The following is a 23,025-nucleotide window of genomic DNA, read 5'->3' as shown; positions in this document are numbered from 1 at the left end:
CAGATGCTGCCGCGTCGGCGTGAAAATCCGATCCCCGACACTCTGATGGCCCGATTTTCTTGTCGCCGCTGGATTATTCGCCACTCAAGGTGGGCGCGAGCTGCGCAATACAAAAGGCACGACCCCAGGGCCGTGCCTTTTGTCCGCAACATTCTGTGTGATCAGCGCACGATCAGGCCGAGCAGTATGCCCACTACGCCGAAGTCGGCATCGCTGAAGGTGGTGTTGGCAAAGCCGAGATCCCCCAGCACCGGCAGCAGGAACACCGGCAGGAAGGTGATCAGCAGGCCGTTGGCGAAGGCACCCAGCAGGGCACCACGGCGACCCCCGGTGGCGTTGCCGAATACCCCGGCGGCGGCGCCGACGAAGAAGTGCGGTACCACCCCGGGGATGATGACGGTGAGCCCCAGCAGATAGAGCAGCACCATGCCCACTAGGCCGGCGGTGAAGCTGGACAGGAAGCCGATCAGCACCGCGTTGGGGGCATAGGGGAAGACGATGGGGCAGTCCAGCGCCGGCTTGGCGTTCGGCACCAGCTTGTCGGAGATCCCCTTGAAGGCGGGCACGATTTCGGCGATGACCATGCGCACACCCTGCAGGATGACGTAGACACCGGCGGCGAAGGTGATGGACTGCATCAGGGAGAACATGAACCAGTGCTTGCCCTTGGCGACGCTGGACACGAACTCGGGGCCGGCGAAGGCGGAGGTGATGAGGAAGATGATGCCCATGGTGAAGGAGATGGCCACCGGGGTATCGCGCAGGAATAGCAGGCTCTTGGGTACCTGCACCTCTTCACTGCTGTGGGCCTTGTTGCCGAACTTGGCGCCGATCCAGCCCGCCAGCACGTAGGAGCAGGTGGAGAAGTGGCCGAGCGCCACGTCGTCGGATCCGGTGATCTGCTTCATGTAGGGGTGGGCGATGGCCGGGAACAGCACCATGGTCACACCGACCACCAGGCTGCCCACCGCGATCAGCGGGATGCCGCTCATGCCGCCGGCGGAGAGGATGGCCGCCACCATCATGGACATGAACAGGGTGTGGTGACCGGTCAGGAAGATGAATTTCCAGGGCGTGAGACGGGCGATCAAGATGTTCACCAGCATGGCGAAGAACATGATCATCGCCATCTCCTTGCCGAACGACTGCTGGGCGATGGAGACGATGGCCTCGTTGTTGGGCACCACTCCCTTGATACCGAAGGCGTGCTGGAAGATGGTGGCGAAGTCGCCGAGGGAGTTCACCACCAGGGTGGCGCCGGCTCCCAGGATGACGAAGCCCATGATGGTCTTGACCGTGCCCTTGATGCACTCGGTCACGGGTTTCTTCTGGGCAATCAAGCCGATAAGGGCGATCAGGCCGACCAGCACGGCCGGCTCCGACAGCACGTCAAACATCAGAAAATTGAAAAATTCCATGGTCAGCTCCAATCAATGGAAGATGCGGCCCTCGGGCCGCAGTGTTGAACTCGCCGCGAGTCGCGAACTCAGAGTGCGCCCAATTCGCGCAGGGCGGCGGAGAGCCGCTCCTTCATGGCGGCCTTGTCGACCATGTTGTCCAGGGAGACCAGCTTGCCGTTGACTCCCATGCTGGTGAGCTGCTCGGCGATGTCGCGGGTTGCGACGAAGATCTCGGCGGTTTCGCTGCCGGCGGAGGCGAGATCCCGGTGATCCACCTCGGCGGTCACATTCAGCTCCTTCAGGATGCTCTTGATGCTCATCTCCATCATCAGGCTGGTGCCCAGGCCGTGTCCGCATACAACCAGAATTTTCATTGTCTCTTCCTCTTTCAGGGCGCCGGGGCGCAGATCAGTAGCGCGCCAGGATGCGCAAGATGTCGTCTTTGGTGTCGGCCGCAATGATGGCCGCCACGTCTTCTTCGTTCATGAACAACTCGGCCAGCTGGGCGATGGTCTCTACGTGGGAGTTGCTGTCGCTGGCGGCCAGGGTTACCAGCAGCTGGACCGGGTCATTGCCCTCCGAGTCGAAGTTGACCCCCTCTTTCAGCACCGTCAGCCCCAGCCCCAGCCGGTTGACCCCGTCTTCCGGGCGGGCGTGGGGCATGGCGAGACCCGGGCCCAGCACATAGTAGGGGCCGAGCTCCTCGTGGGAGCGGTACAGCGCCGCCACATAGGAGGGCTCGATGGTGCCGTTGGCCAGCAGGGGGGCGGTGGCGAGCTCGATGGCATGGCGCCAGTCGCGGGCTCCCGCCTCGATGGAGATGACCTCTTCGGTCAACAGTTGAGTCAGCATGGTCATGATCCGGCTGGATAAGATGGGGCCAATCTAGCGATCTTGCCTCGGCATAACTGTGAACTTGATCTCGAAAGTTAGCGCTACCAGATAGCGCTAACAGCGATCTGTGATAGCGCTATCATTTTCGTTCTTAAAGGGAGTCGTATTGACCCCTTGCAGGGCGGTACAGGGTAGAATTCGGCTTGAGCAAATAGTCAGTGCCACGCTTTTGCCTTAAAGTGGGCAAGCCCGCATGCCGAGGAAGGGAATAGATGTCAGAAGTCAAGAAACGCCGTAGCACGGGTCGGGTGACCCTCAACGAAGTCGCCAGGCTGGCCGGGGTGGGGGCCATGACGGTCTCTCGCGCCCTGCGTACCCCGGAGCTGGTGTCGGACAAGATGCGCGAGCGCATCGAGGCTGCGGTGGACGAGCTCGGCTATATCCCCAACCGGGCGGCCGGGGCGCTCGCCTCCGCCACCTCCCAGACCATAGTGGTCATAGTCCCGAGCCTGGCGGAGCGCGGCTGTGGCGACATGGTCGCCGGTCTGCAGCAGACCCTGCTGGCCGAGGGTTACCAGATCATGCTGGGGGATGCCCAGCACCTGAAACAGCAGGAGGAGAGCCTGCTCGGCAACTTCCTGCAGCACAACCCGGCCGCCGTGGTGCTGTTTGGCGGCGATCCTGGCGAGACGGTCCGCACCCGCCTGAGGGCGGCCCGCCTGCCGGTGGTGGAGGTGGGGGCCATGGCGCGCCAACCCATCGACATGAACGTCGGTGTCTCCAACTTCGATGCGGGTTATCAGCTGACGCGTCATCTCATCGAGCGCGGCTATCGCAATATCGGCTTCCTCTGTGCCCGCCAGGAGCAGTGGATGCTGCAGCAGCGCATGCAGGGCTGGCAGAAGGCCCTGCTGGACAACTACCTCTCCCCGGATGCCATCATCAACACCTCTGAGTTGCCCAGTTTCAGCACGGGAGCCGCCATGCTGGGGGAGTTTCTGCTGCGCTGGCCCGAGCTGGATGCGCTGATCTGCGTCAACGACGAGCTGGCCGCCGGCGTGCTATTTGAGTGCCAGCGCCGCCATCTGAGCGTGCCGGGCAAGCTCGCCATCGCCGGCTTCGACGATCTGGACGTGGCGCGGGCCTGCTACCCGGCCCTCACTTCGGTCCGCATTCCCTATCAGCGGATGGGGCAAGAGGCCGCTGAGCTCATCCTGCGCCAGCTCGCGGGGGACGCCGTGGCAAGCACGACCCTGACCCTGGATTTTCAACTGCAAAAGCGTCAGAGCACCTGACGACACAACCCGAGAGGTAAGCATGTTCAAGGCTCTGTTACTGGAAAACCAAGATGGCAAGACGATCCCTACCCTGACCCGGTTGGCAGAGAGCCAGCTGCCGGAAGGGGAGGTGTGGGTGGCGGTGAGCTTCAGCTCCATCAACTACAAGGATGGGCTGGCCATCACCGGCAAGGGCAAGATAGTGCGCCAGTGGCCGCTGGTGCCCGGCATCGATTTCGCCGGTACCGTGCTGGAATCCGCCGACCCGCGCTATCAGGCGGGTGACAAGGTGGTGCTGACCGGTTGGGGTGTGGGTGAGGTGCACTGGGGCGGCATGGCCGAGCAGGCTCGCGTCAAGGCAGACTGGTTGGTGCCGCTGCCGGCCGGGCTGGATGAGCGCCAGGCCATGTGCATCGGCACCGCCGGCCTCACCGCCATGCTCTGCGTGCTGGCGCTGGAGGAGGCGGGCATCACCCCAGGCAGTGGCGAGATGCTGGTGACCGGCGCCGCCGGTGGCGTGGGCACCACAGCCGTCGCCCTGCTGGCGGCCCTGGGCTATCGCGTCGCGGCCCTGACCGGTCGCCCGGAGGAGCTGGGCGAGATGCTGGCCGCCTTGGGGGCGAGTCGCATAGTGCCGCGCAGCGAGCTGCTGGAGCCCGCCAAGCCGCTGGAGAAGCAGCTGTGGGCCGGTGCCATCGACACCGTCGGCAGCCAGGTGCTGGCCAAGCTGCTGGCCCAGATGAACTACGGCGGCGCCGTGGCCGCCTGCGGTCTGGCGGGTGGTTTCGATCTGCCGACCAGCGTCATGCCCTTCATCCTGCGCAACGTGCGCCTGCAGGGGGTGGATTCGGTGATGTGCCCGCTGGCTCGTCGTCAGCAGGCCTGGGCGCGGCTGGCGCGAGATCTGCCTGCCCGCTTCTTCGAGCAGGCGGTGACCGAGATAGGGCTGGAGCAGGTCGTGGCTGCCGCCGAGGCCATTACCCAGGGCCGGGTGGCGGGCCGCACCCTGGTCAAACTCTGAGCGAGACCACTGGCGAGCCCCGTGATTCTGGATAGACTTTGAAAGCCGGTGCACTATCCAAGGAGAATGAGCATGGGTGAACCAAGGTCGGATTACGAGCTCGATGATGACTGGGAGCCGGAATCCTGGGAGGACGAACTGGAGGAGCTGGACGACGAGGGGTGGCAGGATTTTGAATCCCTCGACGATCAATGAATCCCGGTTGAGTGCGTGGGCGAGCCCTGGGGCTCGCCCAATTTTTTGTCTGTTCGGCAGGATGCGACTTGGTGAGCATGGTCGGTCTGGTTAGAATGAACTGCTCAAATGGCGCTCAGATTGGATGAGCCGACGGCATTTCGTCACGCCAGAGAGCCGTTTCCCCACTCACTCGACGCTCAAGGATGATTATGCGCTCACTCCTCATCATGCTGTGTGCCGCCCTGCTTGGGGGCTGCGTCTCCAACTCGGACGATCCCTGCGAGAAGGTCTGGACCGACGTCGGAGAAGCCGACGGCAAGCTCGGCTTTGCCGCCGACCGGGTCGAATTCCATCAGACCCAGTGCGGGGACAAGGTGGATGTAGCCATGTGGCAGCAGGGTCGCCAGAAGGGGCTGGCCTGGTACTGCCGCCCGGAGCATCTCTATCTGGCCGGTCGCTCGGGGGAGGAGTATCGCGGTGTTTGCCCGAACGATGTCCAGGCGCGCCGCCTGTTTGCGCAGGGTCGTCAGGGCTGGACCGATCAGTGAGCCCTGTCCAGGTTATCCCCGGCGATGGCTGGACTGATGGCCTGGCGTGACCCCGGGACCATGGTCAAGGATGAAGTGGCTAGTCCTCCTTCTCCTTGAGGCGCAGCGGCTGACACAGATACTGCTTGTCATTGGCGCTGCGGGCGCACTTGCCGCACACGAACTTGGGCTTGCGCACTATCTTGCGCAAGGCCTTGAGCTCGAACGGGATCTCGTTACGGCGCCATTCACACAGCGTCTTGTGGCCCATGGCGCTTCACTCCTCGACAACATAGGGGACGGATGGGAGCTGGTCTGCACTCTCTATTATCAAGCGCTTCACCCAGGGGTCACTGATACAGGTACTTGGTGAAGATGAGCTCGCGCACCGCCTTCTTGCCGGTCTCTTTCACCAGCAGCTCGTTGACCTGATCCTCGCACTCCTTGCGCAGCTCTTCCCGGCTCGCCAAGGACTTGATCTGGGCGCCGGTCTTGCTGCCAATCAGGCGGATGATGGCGTCGCGGATGAGGGGGTCATGCTGCTCCAGCAGCTTGAGGTCCGCCTCGTTCTCGGCCATCAGTTCCACCGTCACCCGCACATAGCCCAGGGTTTTACCCTCCCCCAGGTAGTTGGTGATGATGTCCGGATCCAGCGCATGATAGGCAAAGCCGGGTTTGACGGCCGCAGAAGCGGGCTCGCCAGCCTCCTCGGAGGCAGAGGCTGTCAGGGCGGTAACGCTCAGCATTAACATCAACAGGACCTGGATCATCTTCATCTGAATGGCTCGGCAACGACGGATGCCCCATTTTTGATGCTGCCATCGGGGCCGTCAAGCACGGATGTTCTTACAATTCGCCATTGATTTACGGATAATAAACCGGATTTTAACCTGATAACGGAAACCTCCGGATGGTGAAGCTGTGAAGTCCGAGCCGACTGTTCCCCTCATCCAGCTCGATCCCTGGCGGGCCCCCGAGCACTGTGAGCCCCCCGAGGCGCTACGTCCCTGGCTGTTGGAGGCCGACTCCATGACCCGGCGACTACGTCGCCATCATCGCCAGCTGTCGGTGCAACTGCTGGGCAATCGCAGTGTGCCGCTCGCAGCCGATGAGCAGACGCTGGTGGCTGCCGACTGCCCCCAGGGCCTGTGCCGAGAGGTGATACTCCACGGCGATGGCGGCCCCGCCATCCTGGGTTGGACCCTGTTCGCCGAGGCGGCGCTGCAGGGGAGCGGTCTGCATGATCTAGGTGAACAGCCACTGGGGGAACGCATATTCGGTGCCGAGCCGACAAGGCGAGACAGCCTGCTGCTGGCGCGCTTCGAGATAGCGGCCAATGCTTTCTGCCCGGCTGCCACCGTCTGGGGTCGTCGTTCCCGTCTCTATCTGGGGCCGTGGCCCTTGCTGGTCCACGAACTCTTCCTGCCCTCGTTGTTGTCCCATTCGCCGTCATTGCCTAAGGAGCCGGAGTGAAGCTGTTAACCAAGGAGCGGGGACTGGCCTATGCGCAGTTGGCCCGCATCGACAAACCCATCGGTACCCTGCTGCTGCTCTGGCCCACCCTGTGGGCGCTCTGGCTGGCAGCCGGCGGCGTGCCCAGTCTCTGGATCCTGCTGGTGTTCGTGGTGGGGGTCTTCCTGATGCGCTCCGCCGGTTGCGTCATCAATGACTATGCGGATCGCAACTTCGACGGCCATGTGAAGCGCACCGCCGGTCGCCCCCTGCCCATGGGCAAGGTGGCCCCGCGGGAGGTGCTGGCCCTGTTCGCCGTATTGGCGCTCATCTCGTTCGGCCTGGTGCTGACCCTGAACCCGCTCACCATAGGGCTGTCGTTCGCCGGTCTGCTGCTGGCGGTCTGTTACCCCTTCATGAAGCGCTTCATCCCCATACCCCAGCTGGTGCTGGGGATGGCCTTCTCCTGGTCCATTCCCATGGCCTATGCAGCCGAGGCCAACGCCCTGCCCCCCGTGGCCTGGCTGCTGTTTCTCGCGAACCTGCTGTGGACCATCGCCTACGACACCCAGTACGCCATGGTGGACAGGGACGATGACCTCAAGCTGGGGCTGAAATCGAGCGCCATCCTGTTCGGCCGCCACGACAAGCGGATCATCGGCGTGCTGCAACTGGCGACCCTGCTGATCCTGTTGCTGGTGGGCCAGCTGATGGCGCTTGGCTCGAGTTACTACTGGGGCCTGCTGGGGGCGGCAGCACTGTTCGTCTATCAGCAGCGGCTCATCCGGGAGCGTCAGCGCGAGGCCTGCTTCCAGGCGTTCCTGAACAACAACTACGTGGGGGCCCTGGTGCTGATCGGGGTGGTGCTCCACTACCTCTAGGCAGACCCATGCTCCGGGGGCAGCACCCATGAAAAAGGCTGCATCTGATGCGGCCTTTTTATTTTCCATGATGCCTTATCAGGGCATCAGATCCGGTTGCCCGCTTCTATGGTGCGGCGGATCCGGGTGCTGAGCAGCGGCACTATGTTGTCGGCCAGGGCCTGGAAGCGGCCGAGATCCGGCTTGCTGCCGGTGTCCAGATAGCCTTCCCGGCGCAGGGAGTGGATCAGGGTGCTGAACAGCTTCTGGTCGAAGAACTCGGGGGCGTTGATGCCGTGAAGGGTGCCGAGGCGCTCCGCCATCATCAGGCCATCCGCCTCCAGCTGCTCCGCCTCGATGCGGGGCTGGGCCAGCAAGCGGGTCAGCACGATGGCGTAGCGTTGCAGCGTCTCCTGAATGCTCTCCGCCAGCAGCAGCAGCCGCATCTGGTTGATCGGGTTGACCCAGTAGCCGCCGTCGCGGGCTTCGATCAGCTGCTGACGCTGCAGCTCGGCCAGCAGGGCATCCACCAGTGCCGGCAGCTCCTCCTCTTCATAGCGCAGGAACAGCTCCGTCTTGAGCAGGGGGTATATGTCGACGCAGCGGGCGACGATCTCCGAGCGGCCTATCCCCTCGCAGCGTTCGATCAGCGCCGCCACCAGGGACGGCAGGGCGAACAGGTGCAGTATGTTGTTGCGGTAGTAGGTCAGCAGGATCGCCTGATAGCGGTCCAGGCTAATGATCTGGCCGAGCTTGTCCTCGCTCACCTCGAACTTGTTGAGCTCCATCGCCTGATCCAGCAGTGTCCTGGCATCCTCGTCCGGCAGGGTGCTCTGGGGGCTGTAGGGCACCTGCTTGAGCAGATCCAGATAGGTGTTGAGCTGGGCCTGCAGTTCGTCCCGGGTCAGGGCGTGGCGCTCGGCGGCCAGCAGGGCCAGGGCGCTCAGAGTCAGGCCGTTGACGGCGGCGGCGTCGTTGATGCGGGTCATCAGGAGCTCGGCAAGCTGGTTGACGGTGGGAGCCATCCACTCCGGGCGCTCCTCCTTGCCTATGCTCTCCTTCCAGTTCGGCACATGTTCGCCGAGGTAGCCGTTGAGGGTCAGGGGTTCGCCGAAGTTGACGAAGCCGCGGCCGTAGTTGCGCAGCTTGCGCAATATGCCGAGTACCTGCAGGAAGCTCTCCTTCTCCTTGCGGCTGCCCTTGAGCTCGTTGTGATAGGTGTTCACCTCCATCACGTGCTCATAGCCGAGATAGACGGGGACCAGGGTGACCGGCCTGTCCAGCCCGCGCATCATGGCCTGCAGAGTCATGGCCAGCATGCCGGTCTTGGGGGGCAGCAGGCGGCCGGTGCGCGAACGGCCACCCTCGGTGAAGAACTCCACCGAGTAGCCCTTGGCGAACAGCAGGTTCAGGTATTCACGGAATACCGTGCTGTAGAGCGGGTTGCCCTTGAAGGTGCGGCGGATGAAGAAGGCGCCGCCGTGGCGGAAGATGGGGCCCGCCGGCCAGAAGTTCAGGTTGATGCCCGCCGCGATGTGGGGTGGCACCATGCCCTGGTGATAGATGACGTAGGAGAGCAGCAGGTAGTCCATGTGGCTGCGATGGCAGGGCACGTAGACGATCTCGTGCCCTTCCTGGGCCAGTTGGCGTACCCGCTCGGCGCCGTTGACCGAGAGGCCGCGATAGAGCTTGTTCCAGAGCCAGCCGAGGAAGCTCTCGCCGAGGCGGATCAGCCGGTAGGAGAAGTCGGAGGCGATCTCGTCCATGTAGCCGTGGGCGCGCTTCTGCGCCTTCTCCAGGCTGATGCCCTCGCGCTCGGCCTCTTCCTCTATGGCCTGCTGGATCACGCCGGAGTCCAGCAACTGCTTGAACAGCAGGTTGCGGTTCGGCAGCTTGGGGCCGGTGGCGGCGAGCTGCTGGCGGCTGAAATGGGTGCGCGCCACCCGCGCCAGCTTGTGGGCTATGGCCTCGTCGGTGCCGTGCTTGTCCGCCATGTAGCGTAGGGAGAGGGGCGGGGAGAAGCGCACCAGGTTCTCGCGACCCTTGAGGATCACGATCAGCGCCTTCTTGAGGCGGTTCGGCGCCAGGCTGCTGATGATGTTCCAGCCGGAGGCTTCTTCCCCCTCCCGGCCCGGGCCGCGGCCCCAGAACAGGGTGACGGGGACGACCTGAATATCCAGCGCCGGATCCTGCTTGTGCAGGTCCAGCAGCTGGTGAAACTCTTGCAGGAAGGGCAGCGGCTTGGTGCGCTTGCCAAACAGGGGAGGCGGGCGATCCAGACAGACATAGCGCGGCAGCAGCTGACCACCCAGTTCCAGCGGGGTGAAGGGACCGGGCAGGCCGAGATCCTCGCAGCACTGCTGCAGGGTCATCAGGTCGGTGATCGAGCTGGTTTTCAGGGCATAGACAATGGGTCTGGCCGGGTCCAGGTCCAGTTCCGTAATGGGGTTTTCCGGCAGGCTCTTGTGATTGACCAAGCCGCTGACCGGCCATTGCAGAATGGCTCTGGAAATCTTCTGTCCGATGGACATGGGTGTCTGCTCTCCAAAAAAATGCGGCGTGAGCATAACAAAACACCGCTGGCTTGTCGCCGAGAGGTAGGATGAGTGGCGGCACAGGATCAAGAATGGGTCATTTGTGGCAATAAGTGCGACGGAGGCGGGACAAATATCAGCAACGCCTTGCCTTGGCCCCAGCACTGTATATACTGCCAGTGTGCTGTATAAAAAGACAGGTGCCCATGTTATGAAACCCCTTACTCCCCGCCAGGCTGAAGTGCTGGAGCTTATCAAGGCGAACATGAACGAGACCGGCATGCCGCCGACTCGTGCCGAGATTGCCCAGAAGCTTGGTTTCAAGTCGGCCAATGCGGCCGAGGAACATCTGAAGGCCCTGGCCAAGAAAGGGGTCATCGAGATCATGCCCGGCACCTCCCGCGGCATCCGTCTGCTGCTCGAGGAAGAGGAAGCCCCGGCGGAAGAGAGTGGCCTGCCCCTCATCGGCAAGGTTGCCGCCGGCGAGCCCATACTGGCCCAGGAGCATATCGAGAGCCACTATCAGGTGGATCCCGCCCTTTTCCATCCGCGGGCAGACTTCCTGCTGCGGGTCCAAGGCATGAGCATGAAGAACATCGGCATTATGGACGGGGATCTGCTGGCGGTGCACAAGACCCAGGACGTGCGCAACGGCCAGGTGGTGGTCGCCCGCCTCGATGAGGATGTCACCGTCAAACGCTTCCAGCGCAAGGGCAGCCAGGTGTGGCTGTTGCCGGAGAACGAAGAGCTCTCCCCCATCTCGGTGGATCTCGCCAGCCAGCACCTCACCATAGAGGGCCTGGCGGTCGGCGTTATCCGCAACGCCGACTGGATGTGATGCCGGCAGCCATCAAACGGCCTCCTCAGGGAGGCCGTGTCGTTTCTGTGCCTTTCGTTTCCGTTGCCCCTCCTCCTTCCCGTCATTTTTGTTCTCCTCAGACCACACCACCGCCGCAGGGCCGGCATTTCAGATATATCCTTGGATATGGCTCGCCTCGCGCCGGTGGGCCAAGGGGTCGCCATACCCCGGTTGATAGCCTGAGCGGGCCAGCATAAGGTCGCAGGGATGCAGCACCGATGCCGCTGGGGCGGCGCGGGATAGTAGGGAGAGTCGCTCGGATGTCCCATGACCCGAAGCGGCCCATAGCGTCAGCACGTGATCCTGCGTTGTCCCTGGCAAGGGCGCAGATCGACGTAGCCTGTTGCGCAAGGAGGACAGGTATGGCTTCAAGCTCACCATGGGATCCGGGTCCGGACACGGCCCCCGCATCCTCCATCACCCGCTTCATCAAGGGCAGCCGGATGACGTGGTTCTATGCGCTCTGGGTGTACCACAAGGGGAGCGGCTGGACCATCTGGCTGGGATGTCCCAAGGACAAGATAGTGCGCCTGGTGCGCCTGTTTCGTCGCCATCACGACATCGGCTTGCCGGATGCGCCCTGGACAGCTCCTGTCGTTCCTCTGCATGCCGTCGTCAGGCGTCCCCAGGTGCGGCAGCGGTGGCGGCCCTGAGTGCCCGTCACCCGTTTGTTCCAGGCCCCACCTTGTGTGGGGCTTCTGTTTCTTGGGTGCATTTCAGCCTGGCAGGGGCAAGGACGACCGGTTGCCAGCCCGGATGAGGTCGGGTCTTGCTCGGTATTCAGACCCCGGAGTAGCCAGAAACAGGCACAGGCAGGTTACAATAACCCTTCATTTGGCCCGATCCTCTGGCTGATACCCCTGGCAAGGCTCAATTTTATATGGTCAAACCCCGTTACCCCCTGTTTTTCATGCTGCTGGTGGTTAGCATCATGGTCGTTTATTACTGGACCAGGCCTGCCCAGCCGGAGCAGGCCGACTACTATCCGGCGGGGCGGGACATCAATCCCTTCACCCTGACCGACGGGGATGGCAAGCCCTTTACCCAGACCAGCCTGGTGGGGCACTGGACCTTCCTGTTTCTCGGCTACACCTATTGCCCGGACATCTGCCCGACCACGCTGGCGGAGATGCGCTCCGCCTACCCCGAGCTGAAAAAGATCGCTCCCAGCAGCCAGGTGGTCTTCGTCTCGGCGGATCCCAAGCGCGATGACAGCGCCCGCCTCAAAAACTACACCGCCTTCTTCCAGCCCGAGTTCAAGGCCGTCACCGCCCCCCACAACCACCTGTTCCCCTTCGTGCGCAACCTCGGCCTCGTCTATTCCATCGTGGAGCACGGCAGGGATGAGTACCTGATAGACCACTCCGCCTCCATCGTGCTGACCGACCCGGCGGGCAAGCTGGTGGCCGTGTTCCGTCCCAAGACGGGACCCGGTCTGGTGCCTCAGGTGTCGATGGATGGGATGGTGTCCGACTTTGCCAAGATAGTGCGGCTGGCGGACCAGTGAATCCTCAACCGGTCTTCTGCTCATGCTGATCCCGCCCTGGCTGCGGGACCCCAAGCGTCACCACGCCGTATTTGCCCTGGCCCTGCCCATGGTGTTCTCCAACGTCACCACCCCGCTGCTGGGGCTGGTGGATACCTGGGTGATCGGTCATCTCGGCCAGGCCTGGTTCCTCGGTGGCGTCTCGGTCGGGGCCACCCTCATCAACCTCATCTTCTGGCTGCTGGGCTTCCTGCGCATGTCCACCACAGGCCTGACCGCCCAGGCCCAGGGGGCGGGCAACGCCCAGGGGCAGCTGGATACCCTGGCGCGGGCGCTGGGGTTGGCGATCGCCCTGGGGATGGCGCTGTTGCTGCTGTTGTTGCCCTTCCTGCCGGCTCTCATCGTGTTGAGTGGCGGTTCAACCGAGGTGCAGTTTTACGCCACCGAGTATGTCTCTGTGCGGATCTGGAGCGCCCCGGCGGCCCTGTGCAACCTGGCGATCATGGGCTGGCTGCTGGGCATGCAGGATGCCCGCAGCCCCATGCTGCTGCTCATCTTCAGCAACCTGGTGAACATGGTGCTGGATGCCGCCTTCGTGCTGGGACTGGGCTGGCAGGTGAAAGGGGTGGCGGCGGCCTCCCTGCTGGCCGACTACGGCGCACTGGGGTTGGGGCTCTGGCTGGTGAGCCATCGGCTGCGCCATCTGCCGGCGCAGATCTGGCATGGGGCCTGGCGGCGCTGGTCTCAGTGGTCCGCCCTGCGGCGCCTGCTCGGCCTGAATCGGGATATCTTCATCCGCTCCCTCTGTCTGCAGCTCTGCTTCGCCTTCATGACCCTGCAGGGGGCGAGGCTCGGGGACGTGGCGGTGGCTGCCAATGCGGTGCTGCTCAACTTCCTGATGCTCATCTCCTACGGGCTGGATGGCTTTGCCTACGCGGTGGAGGCCATGGTGGGGCGCGCCATCGGACGGCGGGACAGGCAGGGGCTGCGGGAGGCCATCGCCCTCAACCTGGGCTGGGCCGGACTGATCGCCCTGGGCTTCACCCTGGCGTTTGCCCTGGGGGGCGGGTTGCTCATCGCCCATATCACCGACATCCCGGCGGTGATCGCCGAGGCGAACCGCCAGCTACCCTGGCTGGTGGCCATGCCGCTGCTGGCGGTCTGGTGCTATCTGCTGGATGGGGTCTTCATCGGGGCGACCCGGGCACGGGAGATGCGCAACAGCATGCTGGTGGCGGTGTTCGCCGGTTTCTTCCCCATCTGGTGGCTGTGTCAGGCGTGGGGCGTGGCAGCCCTGTGGGCCGCCATGGCGGCCCTGATGATGGGGCGGGGATTGACCCTGGGTTGGCTGTGCTGGCGCCTCGAGCGCGATGGCCGTCTGCTGGAGCAGGCGAGGCCGGAGCCATCAGCCTGACCGTTCAGCCGACATGAACGGTTAGCCGGGGGCGTTGCGATCGCCTGCCCTGATTGTGGGCACCTGGCACGAGCGGATCAGAGGGCGCCCTGATAATCGAACTGGCGCCAGCTCTCGTAGACGAACACGGAGACAGCGTTGGCCAGGTTCATGCTGCGGCTCTGGGGCAGCATGGGGATGCGCAGGCGCTGCTCGAACGGCAGGCTCTCGATGATCTCCGCCGGCAGGCCGCGACTCTCGGGCCCGAACAGCAGGGCATCCCCCAGGGCGAAGCGGACCGCCGAGTGGGCGGTGCGCCCCTTGGTGGTGCAGGCAAACACCCGGTTGGGGGCCACCGTGGCTAGAAACGCCTCATAGCTTGGCCAACGCTTCACCTCGGCAAACTCGTGGTAGTCGAGCCCGGCCCGTTTCACCCGCTTGTCATCCCACTCGAATCCCAGTGGCTCTATCAGATGCAACCGGTAGCCGGTATTGGCACAGAGACGGATGATGTTGCCGGTGTTGGGGGGGATTTCCGGCTGGTAGAGCACGATGTCGAGCATGGCGGGGTCCTGAGGGACGGGATAAGGGGCGCCAGCATACCCAGCGCCCGCCGTGATGAAAAGGGATTGTCACGCCATGGGCAGGCGTACGGTGATGACCAGGCCGTTCGGCTGATTGTTGCTGGCCCGGATGGTGCCGCCGTGGCGCGCTATGGCCTCGGAGGCGATGGCGAGCCCGAGCCCGGTCCCGCCCGTCTTGGCATTGCGGGCGTCATCCACCCGGAAGAAGGGCAGGAACAGCTGCTCCTGCTGCTCCACCGGCACGCCGGGGCCGTCATCCCGGATGGTCATCACCCACTCCCGCCCTTCCCGATACCAGTCCACCTTGATGAACTCCCGCGCATATTTGAGGGCGTTGCGCAGCGGATTCTCCAGGGCCCGCGCCAGCAGCTCCGGCCACATGCGGATGGACTCCGCCGGCAGGGGCGGCAGCCGCAGCTGCTTGCCGTTCTGGTTGGCCTCGAACATGGCGTCGTCCAGGATGGGCTCCAGCAGATCCGCCAGGGGGAGCACCACGGGGGCCTCCACGTGCTGCTGTACCCGGGAGAGATCCAGCAGATCGCCGATCAGCTTGTCGAGTCGGGCGATCTCGGCCTCGATCCTGGCCAGCTCGCTGCTGTCCCCCTGCTTGCGGCGGATCAGCGCCTGGGCCAGCTGGATGCGGGTGAGGGGGCTACGCAGCTCGTGGGAGATGTCGGAGAGCAGCTGTTTCTGCTTCTGGATCATGCGCTTGAGGGTATCCACCATGTGGCTGACATGATCCGCGAGCTGGCCGATCTCGTCCCGCCGCCCCAGGTTGGGGATCCGGGTCTCCAGCTTGCCCTCCGCCAGCTGGGAGACGGACTGCTGCAACTGCAAGATGGGGCGGGTCAGTCGCCAGGCCAGCAGCAGGCAGAGCGGGGTGCTGACCAGCATGGCGATGCCGAGGATCTGGATGGGGTGATCCAGGATCTGGATGAAGAGGAAGAGGTAGGAGTTCTCGACGTTGAGACCGAAGTAGACGTGGTAGTCCTGGCTGTGATGACGCATCAGGAAGGGGCCGGCGATGGCTCTCTGGTGCTCGCTGCCGAGCATGGGCTTGGCCGGGTTGTCCGAATCCAGCATGAAGCGGATGACGAACTTGCTGAGGCGGGTGGTGGACTGCATCTGACCCTTGGCGTCCCGCAGGTAGACGTTGTCCACCGGCAGCAGGCCGGCGGCATTGATGGCCTGCATCAGGTCGAAGTCCTGGCTCGGCGCAGCTCCCGCCTGCAGCGCCCGCAGGTTGTTGTTCATCCGGGTCACTTCGTGTTCGGGCAGGGGGATGATGTTGCGGGGATCCAGGGTGGGCAATATGACCACGGCGGCCAGCAAGACCAGCAGCATGAACCAGAACCAGAGGAAGATCTGGGTGGAGAGTCCGCCAAAGGATCGAATGGCAGTCATGCCTGCTCCAGCCAGAGATAGCCGCGACCACGCACCGTCTTGAAGCGGGGCTGGCCATCGGCCCGCTCCGGCAACTTCTTGCGCAGGTTGCTCAGGTGCATGTCGATGGCCCGATCGAAGGGCTCGAGCTTCTTGCCGAGCACCTGTTCGGACAGCAGATTTTTGCTGACGATCTGGCCAGGGCTGCGCAGCAGGCACTCCAGCAGGCCGAACTCGGTGGCGGTGAGCTCCAGCAGCTCATCGTTGCAACGGGCCTGTTGCAGGCCGGGCTGCAGCACCAGATCCATGAATCTCAGCTCATCCGAGGCGCCGCGCTGGGGGGGCGTGCTCTGGGTGCGGCGCAGTATGGCCCGCACCCGGGCCAGCAGCTCGCGATCGTCGAACGGCTTGGCCAGGTAGTCGTCGGCGCCGGCCTCCAGCCCGTTGACTCTGTCCTGGCTGTCGCCACGAGCGGTCAGCATCAGGACCGGGGTCTCGTAGCGCTTGCGCAGCCGGGTCAGCATGGCGAAACCGTTGAGCCTCGGCATCATCACATCCAGCAACACCAGATCGAACCGCTGCTCGGCCAGCCGCTGCAGACCCTCTTCCCCGTCCTCGGCCACCGTCACCTCGAACCCTTCCAAGGTGAGGATCTCGGTCAGCAACTGGGTCAGCTCGAGATCGTCGTCGACCAGGAGTATTTTGTTCATCTGGAGTCACTCCGTTGATTTTGAACGTCAAACTGACGTTCCGGTCAGGGTATAATAGGTTTTTACGCGCCAGAGGAAAGCCGGTTTTGAGCCATCAACAATATTCTCGCTGGGTCACCCTGGCCAGCATGGCGGCGGTCACCGTCGCGACCCTGCTGATCATCGGCAAGCTGGTCGCCTGGCTGATGACGGACTCCTCCAGCCTGCTGGCGTCGCTCACCGACTCCTTCATGGACGTGAGCGCCTCCCTCATCAACCTGTTCGCCATTCGCTACGCCCTGGTGCCGGCGGATGACGAGCATCGCTTCGGCCACGGCAAGGCGGAGTCCCTGGCGGGGCTCATCCAGTCGGCCTTCATCTCGGGCTCGGCCCTGCTGCTGATGATGCACGGCATCTCTTCCCTGCTCAATCAGGCACCGGTGCAGCGGCTGGAGGCCGGTCTCTGGGTCAGCGGCGGTTCCATCCTGCTGACCCTGCTCTTGGTCAGCTTCCAGCGCTGGGTGGTGCAACGCACCCAGAGCGTGGCCATCAAGGCCGACATGCTGCACTACCGCTCCGATCTGCTGCTCAACGCCGGCGTCTTGCTGGCCCTGGTGCTGGCGGGGCAGGGGTGGTACTGGGCCGACGGTCTGTTTGCCATCCTGATCGGGCTGTTCCTGGTGTGGGGGGCCGCCCAGATCGGCTACGAATCGGTGCAGGCCCTGCTCGATCGTCAGTTGCCAGCGGAAGAACAAGCGAGAATAATGACCCTCTGCTGCGCCGTAGAAGGGGTGCATGGTGTTCACGATCTGCGTACCCGCCAATCCGGGCCGACCCGCTTCGCACAACTGCATCTGGAACTGGATGATCAGCTGCCCCTGGTCAAGGCTCATCAGATAGCCGACGAGGCTGAACTGGCGGTACGCCAGGCGTTTGAGCGAATGGATGTGATCATTCACATGGACCCCATCTCGGTGCTGACAAAAGAACAACAAGGCCCTCACCCTGAACAACAGTAGGCTGTAACATGGACGATCTGGTTGCCAATACCTGGCAAAAAATTCAGCAAGAAGCGCAGTGCATGGCGGCCCAGGAGCCCATGCTGGCCAGCTTCTTCCACTCCACCATCCTCAACCACGGGGATCTGCGATCGGCGCTGAGCTTCCAGCTGGCCAACAAGCTCGACAGCACCACCATGCCGGCCATCGCCCTGCGAGAGGTGATCGAATTGGCCCTGCGCAGCGAGCCCGAGCTGCTGGCCATGGTGGCCGCGGACATCTGCGCCGTGCAGGAGCGCGACCCGGCGGTCGATCTCTTCTCCACCCCGCTGCTCTACCTCAAGGGGTTCCACGCCCTGCAGGGTTACCGGGTCGCCAACTGGCTGTGGCGCCAGGGTCGCCGCTCCCTCGCCCTCTATCTGCAGAACCAGATCTCCGTGGTGTTCGGGGTCGACGTGCACCCGGCCGCGCGGATCGGCAAGGGCATCATGTTCGACCATGCCACTGGCATAGTGGTCGGCGAGACGGCGGTGATCGAGGACGACGTCTCCATCCTGCAGAGCGTGACTCTGGGCGGGACCGGCAAGGAGAGTGGCGATCGTCACCCCAAGATCCGGGAAGGGGTCATGATAGGGGCGGGGGCCAAGGTGCTCGGCAATATCGAGGTCGGCGTGGGCGCCAAGATAGGGGCCGGCAGCGTGGTGATCAATCCCGTGCCCCCCCACACCACGGTGGCCGGCGTGCCGGCCAAGATAGTGGGCCGCCCCGAGTGTGACAAACCCTCCTTCGACATGAATCAGAACATCTAGGTGGTCAAGCGCTGGTCAGGCTTCCTGATCCTGGGGATGTGGCTGCTCAACCTGCTGCACCTCTATCTGGGATTCTCCCCCTGGCCGGCGGCCATCGCCGCCTGGGCCGCCTCCCTGCTCACCTGGCCCTGGCTGGTGGGGGCCGCGCGGCGCCAGGCTCTGGCCCTCTATGGTGCTGCCCTCCTGTTGTTGCTCTTCTCCTGGTGGCGCGGCGCCAGCCTGAGCCCGGGCGCCTGGCTGCTGCCCAACATCAACATGCTCACCATGTTTGCCGCCGTCAGTACCCTCAACCTCGCTACCTCCGGCCTGCTGACCGGTTCCCATTCCTGGTCCGGACGCAAGGGGCTCTGGAGCACCATGGCCAGCCTCAACCTGCTGGGGGCCGTCATCAACCTCTCGGTGCTCTTCATCATCGGGGATCGGCTGGAGAAAAACGGTACCCTGGAGCGGCGTCAGGTGATGGTGCTGAGCCGGATCTTCTGCGCGGCCGCCTTCTGGTCCCCCTTCTTCGTCGCCATGGCGGTGGCGCTCACCTATGCCCCCGGCCTGCAACTCGCCAGCATATTGCCGTTCGGCATCCTGGCCGCCCTGTTGGCCATGGGGCTGACCGCCTGGCAGGTGGAGCGGCTCGGGGTGGTGGACTTCGCCGGCTATCCGCTGCGACTGCAAACCCTGGGGTTGCCGGTGACCCTGGCGCTGCTGGTGCTGCTGGTGCACCAGTTCTGGCCGAGCCTCAGCATACTCGCGGTGATCGCCCTGGTGGCACCCCTGCTGGCGCTGTTGTTCATGCCGAGTGCCGGGCGCGGAGCCGCCCTCAAGCGTCAGGTGGTGGAGCGCTTCCCCGCCATCGGCGGCCAGCTGGTGCTGTTCCTTGGCGCCGGCCTGCTGGCGGCGGGCATCAACAGCGCACTCTCGGTGCTGGAACTCGGGGGTGACCACGGCCTGCCGCTGTTCAACCACTTCGGCTGGCTGGAGGCGAGCCTGACCCTGCTGCTGATCTTCCTGGTGGCCATCATAGGGGTCCACCCCCTCATCAGCATCTCGGGGCTGGCCCCTCTGCTGTGGCCCCTCTCGCCGGATCCCAGCCTGCTCGGCATGTGTTTCCTGCTGGGGTGGGGGCTCGCCACCGGCACCAGTCCGCTCTCTGGATCCAACCTGGCGCTGGCATCACGCTACAACCTGAGCGCTGGCCTCTTGCTGCGCTGGAACCTGCTCTACGGCCTGCTGATGTACGGGGTCGCCTGCCTGCTGATGGGGGGCTTCATCGCCCTGCATGGCTGATGATCGCGGCGGGAAGGGAGGCCGACCGGCCCCGGGTTTCACCGCGTCGTTGTGCTGCCTCCTTCAGCCCAGCCCGCTGTTCATGCTGCCTGCGAGAAAAATAGACGCATATTTAGGCAATACGGGGATGGAGGGCGCATTTTCCGGCGCACCGTCTTGTTTGTGCCGAGCGCATCGGGGTATGCTCATCCCACGCGCTTGAATCGCCCGCTTCGGGGCATCGCAATTGAACAAACAGGTATGCACATATGTCACTAGAAGTCCTTGAGCAACTCGAATCCAAAGTCCAATCCGCCGTCGACAACATCTCCCTGCTGAAGATGGAGCTGGACGAGCTGAAAGAGCAGAACAGCAAGCTGCAAGACGAGAACCATCAGCTGCGCAACGAGCACGTTGCATGGCAAGAGCGTCTGCGCGCCCTGCTGGGCAAGATGGATCAGATGGGCGAAGCCATCTAATCCAGCCGCTTCTGCTGGCAAGAATGACAAGGGCCGCTGATACAGCGGCCCTTTTGTTTTCTGGCGGAATATTGCAGAGGCAGTCGCAGCAGCTTGTGCTATGGCTGCCGCGATTGCCGCGATTGCCGAGCTTGCGCCTGAGTAGGCCAAGTCCCGGAAGCCAGAGGCTGCGATTACAGGGTCAACAGCTGTTTGACCGTCTTCTCGATGCCGTCGGCCGCTTCCACTATGTTCTGTGCCAGCATATAGGCTGGGGTCGAGATCACTTTGCGCTCCTGATCCACCACGAACTCGCTGACCGGGCAGTTGAGATGACTGCCGCCCATGGCCTCGATGGCGTTGGCGGTACCCTCGTCATTGCCTATGGTGGCCAGGGTGCCGGCACCGTAGATGAGGGGGATCATGGCCGGCGCTATGCAGATGTAGGCCGCCGGCTTGCGCGCCTTGGCGAAGCTCTGGCAGGCCTTGAGCACATCCGGCTGGATCCGGCAGTTCGCGCCCTGGGTGGCGAGATCGCACAGATTCTTGGCGGCGCCGAAGCCACCCGGCACCAGCAGGGCGTCATAATCGGCCGCATCCAGCTCGGCCACATCCTTGATCTGTCCGCGGCAGATGCGGGCCGCCTCGACCAGCACATTGCGGCTCTCTCCCTCACTCACCTCACCGGTCAGATGGTTGATGACATGCAGCTGGGGGACGTTCGGCGCGAAGCATTGGACCTGGGCCCCTTGGCGGGCCAGCGCCAGCAGGCTGATGACGGCCTCATGGATCTCGCTCCCGTCGAAGACGCCGCAGCCACTCAAGATCACTGCCACTTTTTTCATGGTGAACTCCTTTATTGATGAAAATGTGAGCCAGGGTAGATTGTTGGTTTTTTGTATGGTTATCCCTTGCCTCTCGCTGGTCAAGTCATCCCGCTGTGCTAGGATTGTTTCGTTTTGGATCCTGCCGTATTGACCCCCTTAAAATTTTTTCCACATTGATCGAGATCATCCTAATGAAATGATGAACTCTAGGTGTGCTTGTATCTTATTGTTTTAAAGTTGATTTTATATTGTTGAACACAGCTTTATCACTGTGGTATCGGCGAACCTGCAATTTTGAACACAGAGTTATCCACAGAAAAAGTGCTCGCCCCCGACGCCAAAGCATGCATGCCCGCTACTTGGTGTGGTGCTGGCCCTGTGGCATCCTAGCGACTGTTTATTCTTGGCAGGACTATTTTCATGGCCTCTAGCAATCCCCTCATCCTGGTCGACGGCTCTTCTTATCTCTACCGCGCCTTCTTCGCTTCCCAGCAGGCCGATCTGCGCACATCGACCGGGCTGCCAAGCGGCGCCGTCCGGGTGATGGCCAACATGATGCGCAGCCTGCGCAAGCAATACCCTGACAGCCACGTGGCCGTGGTGTTCGATGCCAAGGGCAAGACCTTCCGCGACGACATCTACCCCGAATACAAGGCGACCCGTGCCAGCATGCCGGACGATCTGCGCAGCCAGGTCGCCCCCATCCACCAGATGATCAAGGCGATGGGATTCCCCTTCCTGATGGTGGAGGGGGTCGAGGCGGACGATGTGATCGGTACCCTGGCCCGTCAGGCCACCGAGAAGCAGCTGCCGGTGCTCATCAGCACGGGTGACAAGGACATGGCGCAACTGGTCTCCGACCATGTCACCCTGATCGACACCATGAAGGATGTGACCACGGATCGGGAAGGGGTGATAGAAAAGTTCGGCGTGCCCCCCGAGCTCATCATCGACTACCTGGCCCTGATGGGGGACAAGGTGGACAACATTCCCGGCATGACGGGTGTCGGCGAGAAAACTGCCCTGGCCCTGCTGCAGGGAATAGGCAGCATAGACGAGATCGCCGCCAACTTGGACAAGGTGGCCGCCCTCGGTTTCCGCGGCTCCAAGGCCTTCGCCGACAAGTTCCGCGAGCAGGAGGAGCAGGTGCGCCTCTCCTATCTGCTGGCGACCATCAAGACAGACGTAGAGCTGGAGCAGGAGCAGGAGCTGGAGCAGTTGCAGCTTGGCCCCATCGACAAAGAGTCCCTGCTGGCGGTCTACCGCGAGTACGAGCTGCGCAACCTGATCAAGGAGCTGGAGTCCGGTGATGAAGGGGCCAGCGCGAGTGCCAGCCAGGCTCCCTCCGATGAGGAAACGACCCCGGCCGCGGCTATCGAGACAGACTATCGCTGCATCCTGGACGAGGTCGAGTTTGACGACTGGCTGGCGCGCCTCAAGGCCGCCCCGCTGTTTGCCTTCGATACCGAGACCACCAGTCTGGATTACATGGAGGCGCGCGTCGTCGGCGTGTCGTTCGCCATCGAACCGGGCAAGGCGGCCTATGTGCCGTTCGGTCACGACTACCTGGGGGCCCCGGTTCAGCTGAGCGAGGCGCTGGTGCTCGGCAAACTCAAGCCCCTGCTGGAAGATCCTGCTCGTCCAAAGATTGGCCAGAATCTCAAATACGATCGCAACGTGCTGAAAAACCACGGCATCGACTTGCAGGGCATCGCCTACGACACCATGCTCGAGTCCTATGTGCTGAACTCCACCGCCAGCCGCCACGACATGGATTCCCTGGCCAGCAAGTACCTCGGGGTCGAGACCATCTCCTTCGAGGAGATCGCCGGCAAGGGGGCCAAGCAGCTCACCTTCAACCAGATCGAATTGGAGCAGGCGGCCCCCTATGCGGCGGAAGACGCCGACATTACCCTGCGACTGCATCAGACCCTGTGGGGCAGCCTGAGCAAATTGCCCGAGCTTGCCAAGGTATTCACCGAGATCGAGCTCCCCCTGCTGCCAGTGCTGGCCAGAATGGAGCTGATGGGGACCACCATAGAGCCCAAGCTGCTGCATCAGCAGAGCCAGGAGATAGAGGTGCGGCTGGGGGAGCTGGAGCGTCAGGCCCACGAGCTGGCGGGGCAGGAGTTCAATCTCTCGTCCCCCAAGCAGCTCGGCGAGATCCTGTTCGTCAAGCTGGGGCTGCCCATCATCA

25 protein-coding genes (1 of these 25 running past the window's edge) are annotated in these 23,025 nt (G+C 63.3%); 15 read left to right on the top strand and 10 right to left on the bottom strand.

Annotated elements, in window-relative coordinates; genetic code table 11:
* Positions 1-161 precede the first annotated feature (161 nt).
* The 3 genes from ulaA to ACT5M9_RS11405 form a co-directional block, all read right to left on the bottom strand.
* Complete coding sequence (ulaA, locus tag ACT5M9_RS11415; protein WP_438551068.1) at positions 162-1,418, bottom strand: PTS ascorbate transporter subunit IIC; 1,257 nt, start codon at positions 1,416-1,418, stop codon at positions 162-164.
* Positions 1,419-1,486: 68 nt separating this feature from the next.
* On the bottom strand, positions 1,487-1,774 hold the full coding sequence (locus ACT5M9_RS11410) for a PTS sugar transporter subunit IIB (protein ID WP_438551069.1): 288 nt from the start codon (positions 1,772-1,774) through the stop codon (positions 1,487-1,489).
* 34 nt (positions 1,775-1,808) lie between these two features.
* A complete protein-coding gene (locus ACT5M9_RS11405; RefSeq protein ID WP_100860733.1) occupies positions 1,809-2,252 on the bottom strand; it encodes a PTS sugar transporter subunit IIA in 444 nt (147 codons plus the stop codon).
* A 254-nt stretch (positions 2,253-2,506) separates the two neighbouring features.
* On the opposite strand from ACT5M9_RS11405, the gene ACT5M9_RS11400 reads away from it, so the two are divergent.
* The 4 genes from ACT5M9_RS11400 (at position 2,507) to ACT5M9_RS11385 (ending at position 5,257) form a co-directional block, all read left to right on the top strand.
* Positions 2,507-3,529 (top strand): LacI family DNA-binding transcriptional regulator, encoded by a 1,023-nt coding sequence (locus ACT5M9_RS11400; protein WP_457983213.1) that lies wholly within the window; start codon positions 2,507-2,509, stop codon positions 3,527-3,529.
* A 22-nt stretch (positions 3,530-3,551) separates the two neighbouring features.
* Positions 3,552-4,532 carry an acrylyl-CoA reductase (NADPH) gene (gene acuI, locus ACT5M9_RS11395; RefSeq protein ID WP_457983211.1) on the top strand — a complete coding sequence of 327 codons (981 nt, stop codon included), beginning with the start codon at positions 3,552-3,554 and terminating at the stop codon, positions 4,530-4,532.
* A 72-nt stretch (positions 4,533-4,604) separates the two neighbouring features.
* The gene (locus tag ACT5M9_RS11390) at positions 4,605-4,727 is read left to right on the top strand and encodes a hypothetical protein (RefSeq protein WP_349920384.1); all 123 of its coding nucleotides are present in this window, start codon (positions 4,605-4,607) and stop codon (positions 4,725-4,727) included.
* A 185-nt stretch (positions 4,728-4,912) separates the two neighbouring features.
* Positions 4,913-5,257, top strand: a complete 345-nt coding sequence (locus ACT5M9_RS11385) for a DUF2799 domain-containing protein (RefSeq protein WP_457983209.1) — start codon at positions 4,913-4,915, stop codon at positions 5,255-5,257.
* A gap of 79 nt (positions 5,258-5,336) precedes the next feature.
* On the opposite strand, the gene ACT5M9_RS11380 is transcribed toward ACT5M9_RS11385, so the two are convergent.
* Together ACT5M9_RS11380 and ACT5M9_RS11375 are read right to left on the bottom strand one after the other, a co-directional pair.
* The gene (locus tag ACT5M9_RS11380; protein ID WP_457983207.1) at positions 5,337-5,507 is read right to left on the bottom strand and encodes a hypothetical protein; all 171 of its coding nucleotides are present in this window, start codon (positions 5,505-5,507) and stop codon (positions 5,337-5,339) included.
* Between the two features lie 79 nt (positions 5,508-5,586).
* Positions 5,587-6,012 carry a flagellar basal body-associated protein FliL gene (locus ACT5M9_RS11375; RefSeq protein WP_438551075.1) on the bottom strand — a complete coding sequence of 142 codons (426 nt, stop codon included), beginning with the start codon at positions 6,010-6,012 and terminating at the stop codon, positions 5,587-5,589.
* Positions 6,013-6,157: 145 nt separating this feature from the next.
* Here ACT5M9_RS11375 and ACT5M9_RS11370 point away from each other — a divergent pair, with 145 nt between their 5' ends.
* Together ACT5M9_RS11370 and ubiA are read left to right on the top strand one after the other, a co-directional pair.
* A complete protein-coding gene (locus ACT5M9_RS11370) occupies positions 6,158-6,709 on the top strand; it encodes a chorismate--pyruvate lyase family protein (protein ID WP_457983206.1) in 552 nt (183 codons plus the stop codon).
* Positions 6,706-7,569 (top strand): 4-hydroxybenzoate octaprenyltransferase, encoded by an 864-nt coding sequence (gene ubiA / locus ACT5M9_RS11365; RefSeq protein WP_438551077.1) that lies wholly within the window; start codon positions 6,706-6,708, stop codon positions 7,567-7,569. Before ACT5M9_RS11370 ends, ubiA begins: the two co-directional genes overlap by 4 nt.
* 86 nt (positions 7,570-7,655) lie before the next feature.
* On the opposite strand, the gene plsB is transcribed toward ubiA, so the two are convergent.
* Positions 7,656-10,079, bottom strand: coding sequence for a glycerol-3-phosphate 1-O-acyltransferase PlsB (gene plsB / locus ACT5M9_RS11360; protein WP_457983204.1), 2,424 nt, complete (start codon positions 10,077-10,079; stop codon positions 7,656-7,658).
* 214 nt (positions 10,080-10,293) lie between these two features.
* Between plsB and lexA the strand changes: the two genes are divergently transcribed.
* The 4 genes from lexA (at position 10,294) to ACT5M9_RS11340 (ending at position 13,841) form a co-directional block, all read left to right on the top strand.
* The gene (lexA, locus tag ACT5M9_RS11355; RefSeq protein ID WP_438551079.1) at positions 10,294-10,920 is read left to right on the top strand and encodes a transcriptional repressor LexA; all 627 of its coding nucleotides are present in this window, start codon (positions 10,294-10,296) and stop codon (positions 10,918-10,920) included.
* Between the two features lie 383 nt (positions 10,921-11,303).
* Positions 11,304-11,594, top strand: a complete 291-nt coding sequence (locus ACT5M9_RS11350) for a hypothetical protein (RefSeq protein WP_438551080.1) — start codon at positions 11,304-11,306, stop codon at positions 11,592-11,594.
* A 227-nt stretch (positions 11,595-11,821) separates the two neighbouring features.
* Complete coding sequence (locus ACT5M9_RS11345) at positions 11,822-12,448, top strand: SCO family protein (RefSeq protein ID WP_457983202.1); 627 nt, start codon at positions 11,822-11,824, stop codon at positions 12,446-12,448.
* Positions 12,449-12,470: 22 nt separating this feature from the next.
* Positions 12,471-13,841 (top strand): MATE family efflux transporter, encoded by a 1,371-nt coding sequence (locus tag ACT5M9_RS11340; RefSeq protein WP_457983200.1) that lies wholly within the window; start codon positions 12,471-12,473, stop codon positions 13,839-13,841.
* Between the two features lie 77 nt (positions 13,842-13,918).
* On the opposite strand, the gene trmL is transcribed toward ACT5M9_RS11340, so the two are convergent.
* The 3 genes from trmL to ACT5M9_RS11325 form a co-directional block, all read right to left on the bottom strand.
* Positions 13,919-14,383, bottom strand: a complete 465-nt coding sequence (gene trmL, locus ACT5M9_RS11335) for a tRNA (uridine(34)/cytosine(34)/5-carboxymethylaminomethyluridine(34)-2'-O)-methyltransferase TrmL (protein ID WP_457983198.1) — start codon at positions 14,381-14,383, stop codon at positions 13,919-13,921.
* 69 nt (positions 14,384-14,452) lie between these two features.
* Positions 14,453-15,808: an ATP-binding protein gene (locus ACT5M9_RS11330; protein ID WP_457983196.1), complete on the bottom strand. Its 1,356-nt coding sequence runs from the start codon at positions 15,806-15,808 to the stop codon at positions 14,453-14,455.
* On the bottom strand, positions 15,805-16,497 hold the full coding sequence (locus ACT5M9_RS11325; protein ID WP_438551085.1) for a response regulator: 693 nt from the start codon (positions 16,495-16,497) through the stop codon (positions 15,805-15,807). The genes ACT5M9_RS11330 and ACT5M9_RS11325 overlap by 4 nt, the downstream gene beginning before the upstream one ends.
* Before the next feature lie 86 nt (positions 16,498-16,583).
* On the opposite strand from ACT5M9_RS11325, the gene fieF reads away from it, so the two are divergent.
* From fieF to zapB, 4 genes are all read left to right on the top strand, one after another.
* Positions 16,584-17,495: a cation efflux pump FieF gene (fieF, locus tag ACT5M9_RS11320; RefSeq protein ID WP_457983194.1), complete on the top strand. Its 912-nt coding sequence runs from the start codon at positions 16,584-16,586 to the stop codon at positions 17,493-17,495.
* Between the two features lie 8 nt (positions 17,496-17,503).
* Positions 17,504-18,283 (top strand): serine O-acetyltransferase, encoded by a 780-nt coding sequence (cysE, locus tag ACT5M9_RS11315; RefSeq protein WP_438551087.1) that lies wholly within the window; start codon positions 17,504-17,506, stop codon positions 18,281-18,283.
* Complete coding sequence (locus ACT5M9_RS11310; protein WP_457983191.1) at positions 18,284-19,564, top strand: hypothetical protein; 1,281 nt, start codon at positions 18,284-18,286, stop codon at positions 19,562-19,564.
* 248 nt (positions 19,565-19,812) lie between these two features.
* The gene (zapB, locus tag ACT5M9_RS11305; RefSeq protein ID WP_349920353.1) at positions 19,813-20,022 is read left to right on the top strand and encodes a cell division protein ZapB; all 210 of its coding nucleotides are present in this window, start codon (positions 19,813-19,815) and stop codon (positions 20,020-20,022) included.
* A 173-nt stretch (positions 20,023-20,195) separates the two neighbouring features.
* On the opposite strand, the gene elbB is transcribed toward zapB, so the two are convergent.
* Complete coding sequence (elbB, locus tag ACT5M9_RS11300; RefSeq protein ID WP_457983190.1) at positions 20,196-20,846, bottom strand: isoprenoid biosynthesis glyoxalase ElbB; 651 nt, start codon at positions 20,844-20,846, stop codon at positions 20,196-20,198.
* A gap of 402 nt (positions 20,847-21,248) precedes the next feature.
* On the opposite strand from elbB, the gene polA reads away from it, so the two are divergent.
* Positions 21,249-23,025 carry the 5' portion of a DNA polymerase I gene (gene polA, locus ACT5M9_RS11295; protein WP_457983188.1) on the top strand. The gene runs 992 nt beyond the window's last position, so only the first 1,777 of its 2,769 coding nucleotides appear in the window; it begins with the start codon at positions 21,249-21,251; its stop codon lies beyond the right edge, outside the window.

This window comes from Aeromonas sp. AE23HZ002T15, from assembly GCF_054165525.2.
Note: the sequence above shows the minus strand (reverse complement) of the source record. Positions and strands in the feature narration are given on the sequence as shown.

What these genes read in the sequence shown, in the direction of transcription:
- ulaA (WP_438551068.1), bottom strand. Translation starts at nt 1,418, where the DNA reads ATGGAATTTTTCAATTTTCTGATGTTTGACGTGCTGTCGGAGCCGGCC.
- acuI (WP_457983211.1), top strand. Translation starts at nt 3,552, where the DNA reads ATGTTCAAGGCTCTGTTACTGGAAAACCAAGATGGCAAGACGATCCCT.
- ACT5M9_RS11390 (WP_349920384.1), top strand. Translation starts at nt 4,605, where the DNA reads ATGGGTGAACCAAGGTCGGATTACGAGCTCGATGATGACTGGGAGCCG.
- zapB (WP_349920353.1), top strand. Translation starts at nt 19,813, where the DNA reads ATGTCACTAGAAGTCCTTGAGCAACTCGAATCCAAAGTCCAATCCGCC.
- ACT5M9_RS11325 (WP_438551085.1), bottom strand. Translation starts at nt 16,497, where the DNA reads ATGAACAAAATACTCCTGGTCGACGACGATCTCGAGCTGACCCAGTTG.
- ACT5M9_RS11380 (WP_457983207.1), bottom strand. Translation starts at nt 5,507, where the DNA reads ATGGGCCACAAGACGCTGTGTGAATGGCGCCGTAACGAGATCCCGTTC.
- ACT5M9_RS11375 (WP_438551075.1), bottom strand. Translation starts at nt 6,012, where the DNA reads ATGAAGATGATCCAGGTCCTGTTGATGTTAATGCTGAGCGTTACCGCC.
- plsB (WP_457983204.1), bottom strand. Translation starts at nt 10,079, where the DNA reads ATGTCCATCGGACAGAAGATTTCCAGAGCCATTCTGCAATGGCCGGTC.
- ACT5M9_RS11400 (WP_457983213.1), top strand. Translation starts at nt 2,507, where the DNA reads ATGTCAGAAGTCAAGAAACGCCGTAGCACGGGTCGGGTGACCCTCAAC.
- elbB (WP_457983190.1), bottom strand. Translation starts at nt 20,846, where the DNA reads ATGAAAAAAGTGGCAGTGATCTTGAGTGGCTGCGGCGTCTTCGACGGG.
- ACT5M9_RS11330 (WP_457983196.1), bottom strand. Translation starts at nt 15,808, where the DNA reads ATGACTGCCATTCGATCCTTTGGCGGACTCTCCACCCAGATCTTCCTC.
- lexA (WP_438551079.1), top strand. Translation starts at nt 10,294, where the DNA reads ATGAAACCCCTTACTCCCCGCCAGGCTGAAGTGCTGGAGCTTATCAAG.
- ACT5M9_RS11410 (WP_438551069.1), bottom strand. Translation starts at nt 1,774, where the DNA reads ATGAAAATTCTGGTTGTATGCGGACACGGCCTGGGCACCAGCCTGATG.
- cysE (WP_438551087.1), top strand. Translation starts at nt 17,504, where the DNA reads ATGGACGATCTGGTTGCCAATACCTGGCAAAAAATTCAGCAAGAAGCG.
- ACT5M9_RS11385 (WP_457983209.1), top strand. Translation starts at nt 4,913, where the DNA reads ATGATTATGCGCTCACTCCTCATCATGCTGTGTGCCGCCCTGCTTGGG.
- ACT5M9_RS11340 (WP_457983200.1), top strand. Translation starts at nt 12,471, where the DNA reads ATGCTGATCCCGCCCTGGCTGCGGGACCCCAAGCGTCACCACGCCGTA.
- ACT5M9_RS11345 (WP_457983202.1), top strand. Translation starts at nt 11,822, where the DNA reads ATGGTCAAACCCCGTTACCCCCTGTTTTTCATGCTGCTGGTGGTTAGC.
- ACT5M9_RS11350 (WP_438551080.1), top strand. Translation starts at nt 11,304, where the DNA reads ATGGCTTCAAGCTCACCATGGGATCCGGGTCCGGACACGGCCCCCGCA.
- trmL (WP_457983198.1), bottom strand. Translation starts at nt 14,383, where the DNA reads ATGCTCGACATCGTGCTCTACCAGCCGGAAATCCCCCCCAACACCGGC.
- ACT5M9_RS11405 (WP_100860733.1), bottom strand. Translation starts at nt 2,252, where the DNA reads ATGCTGACTCAACTGTTGACCGAAGAGGTCATCTCCATCGAGGCGGGA.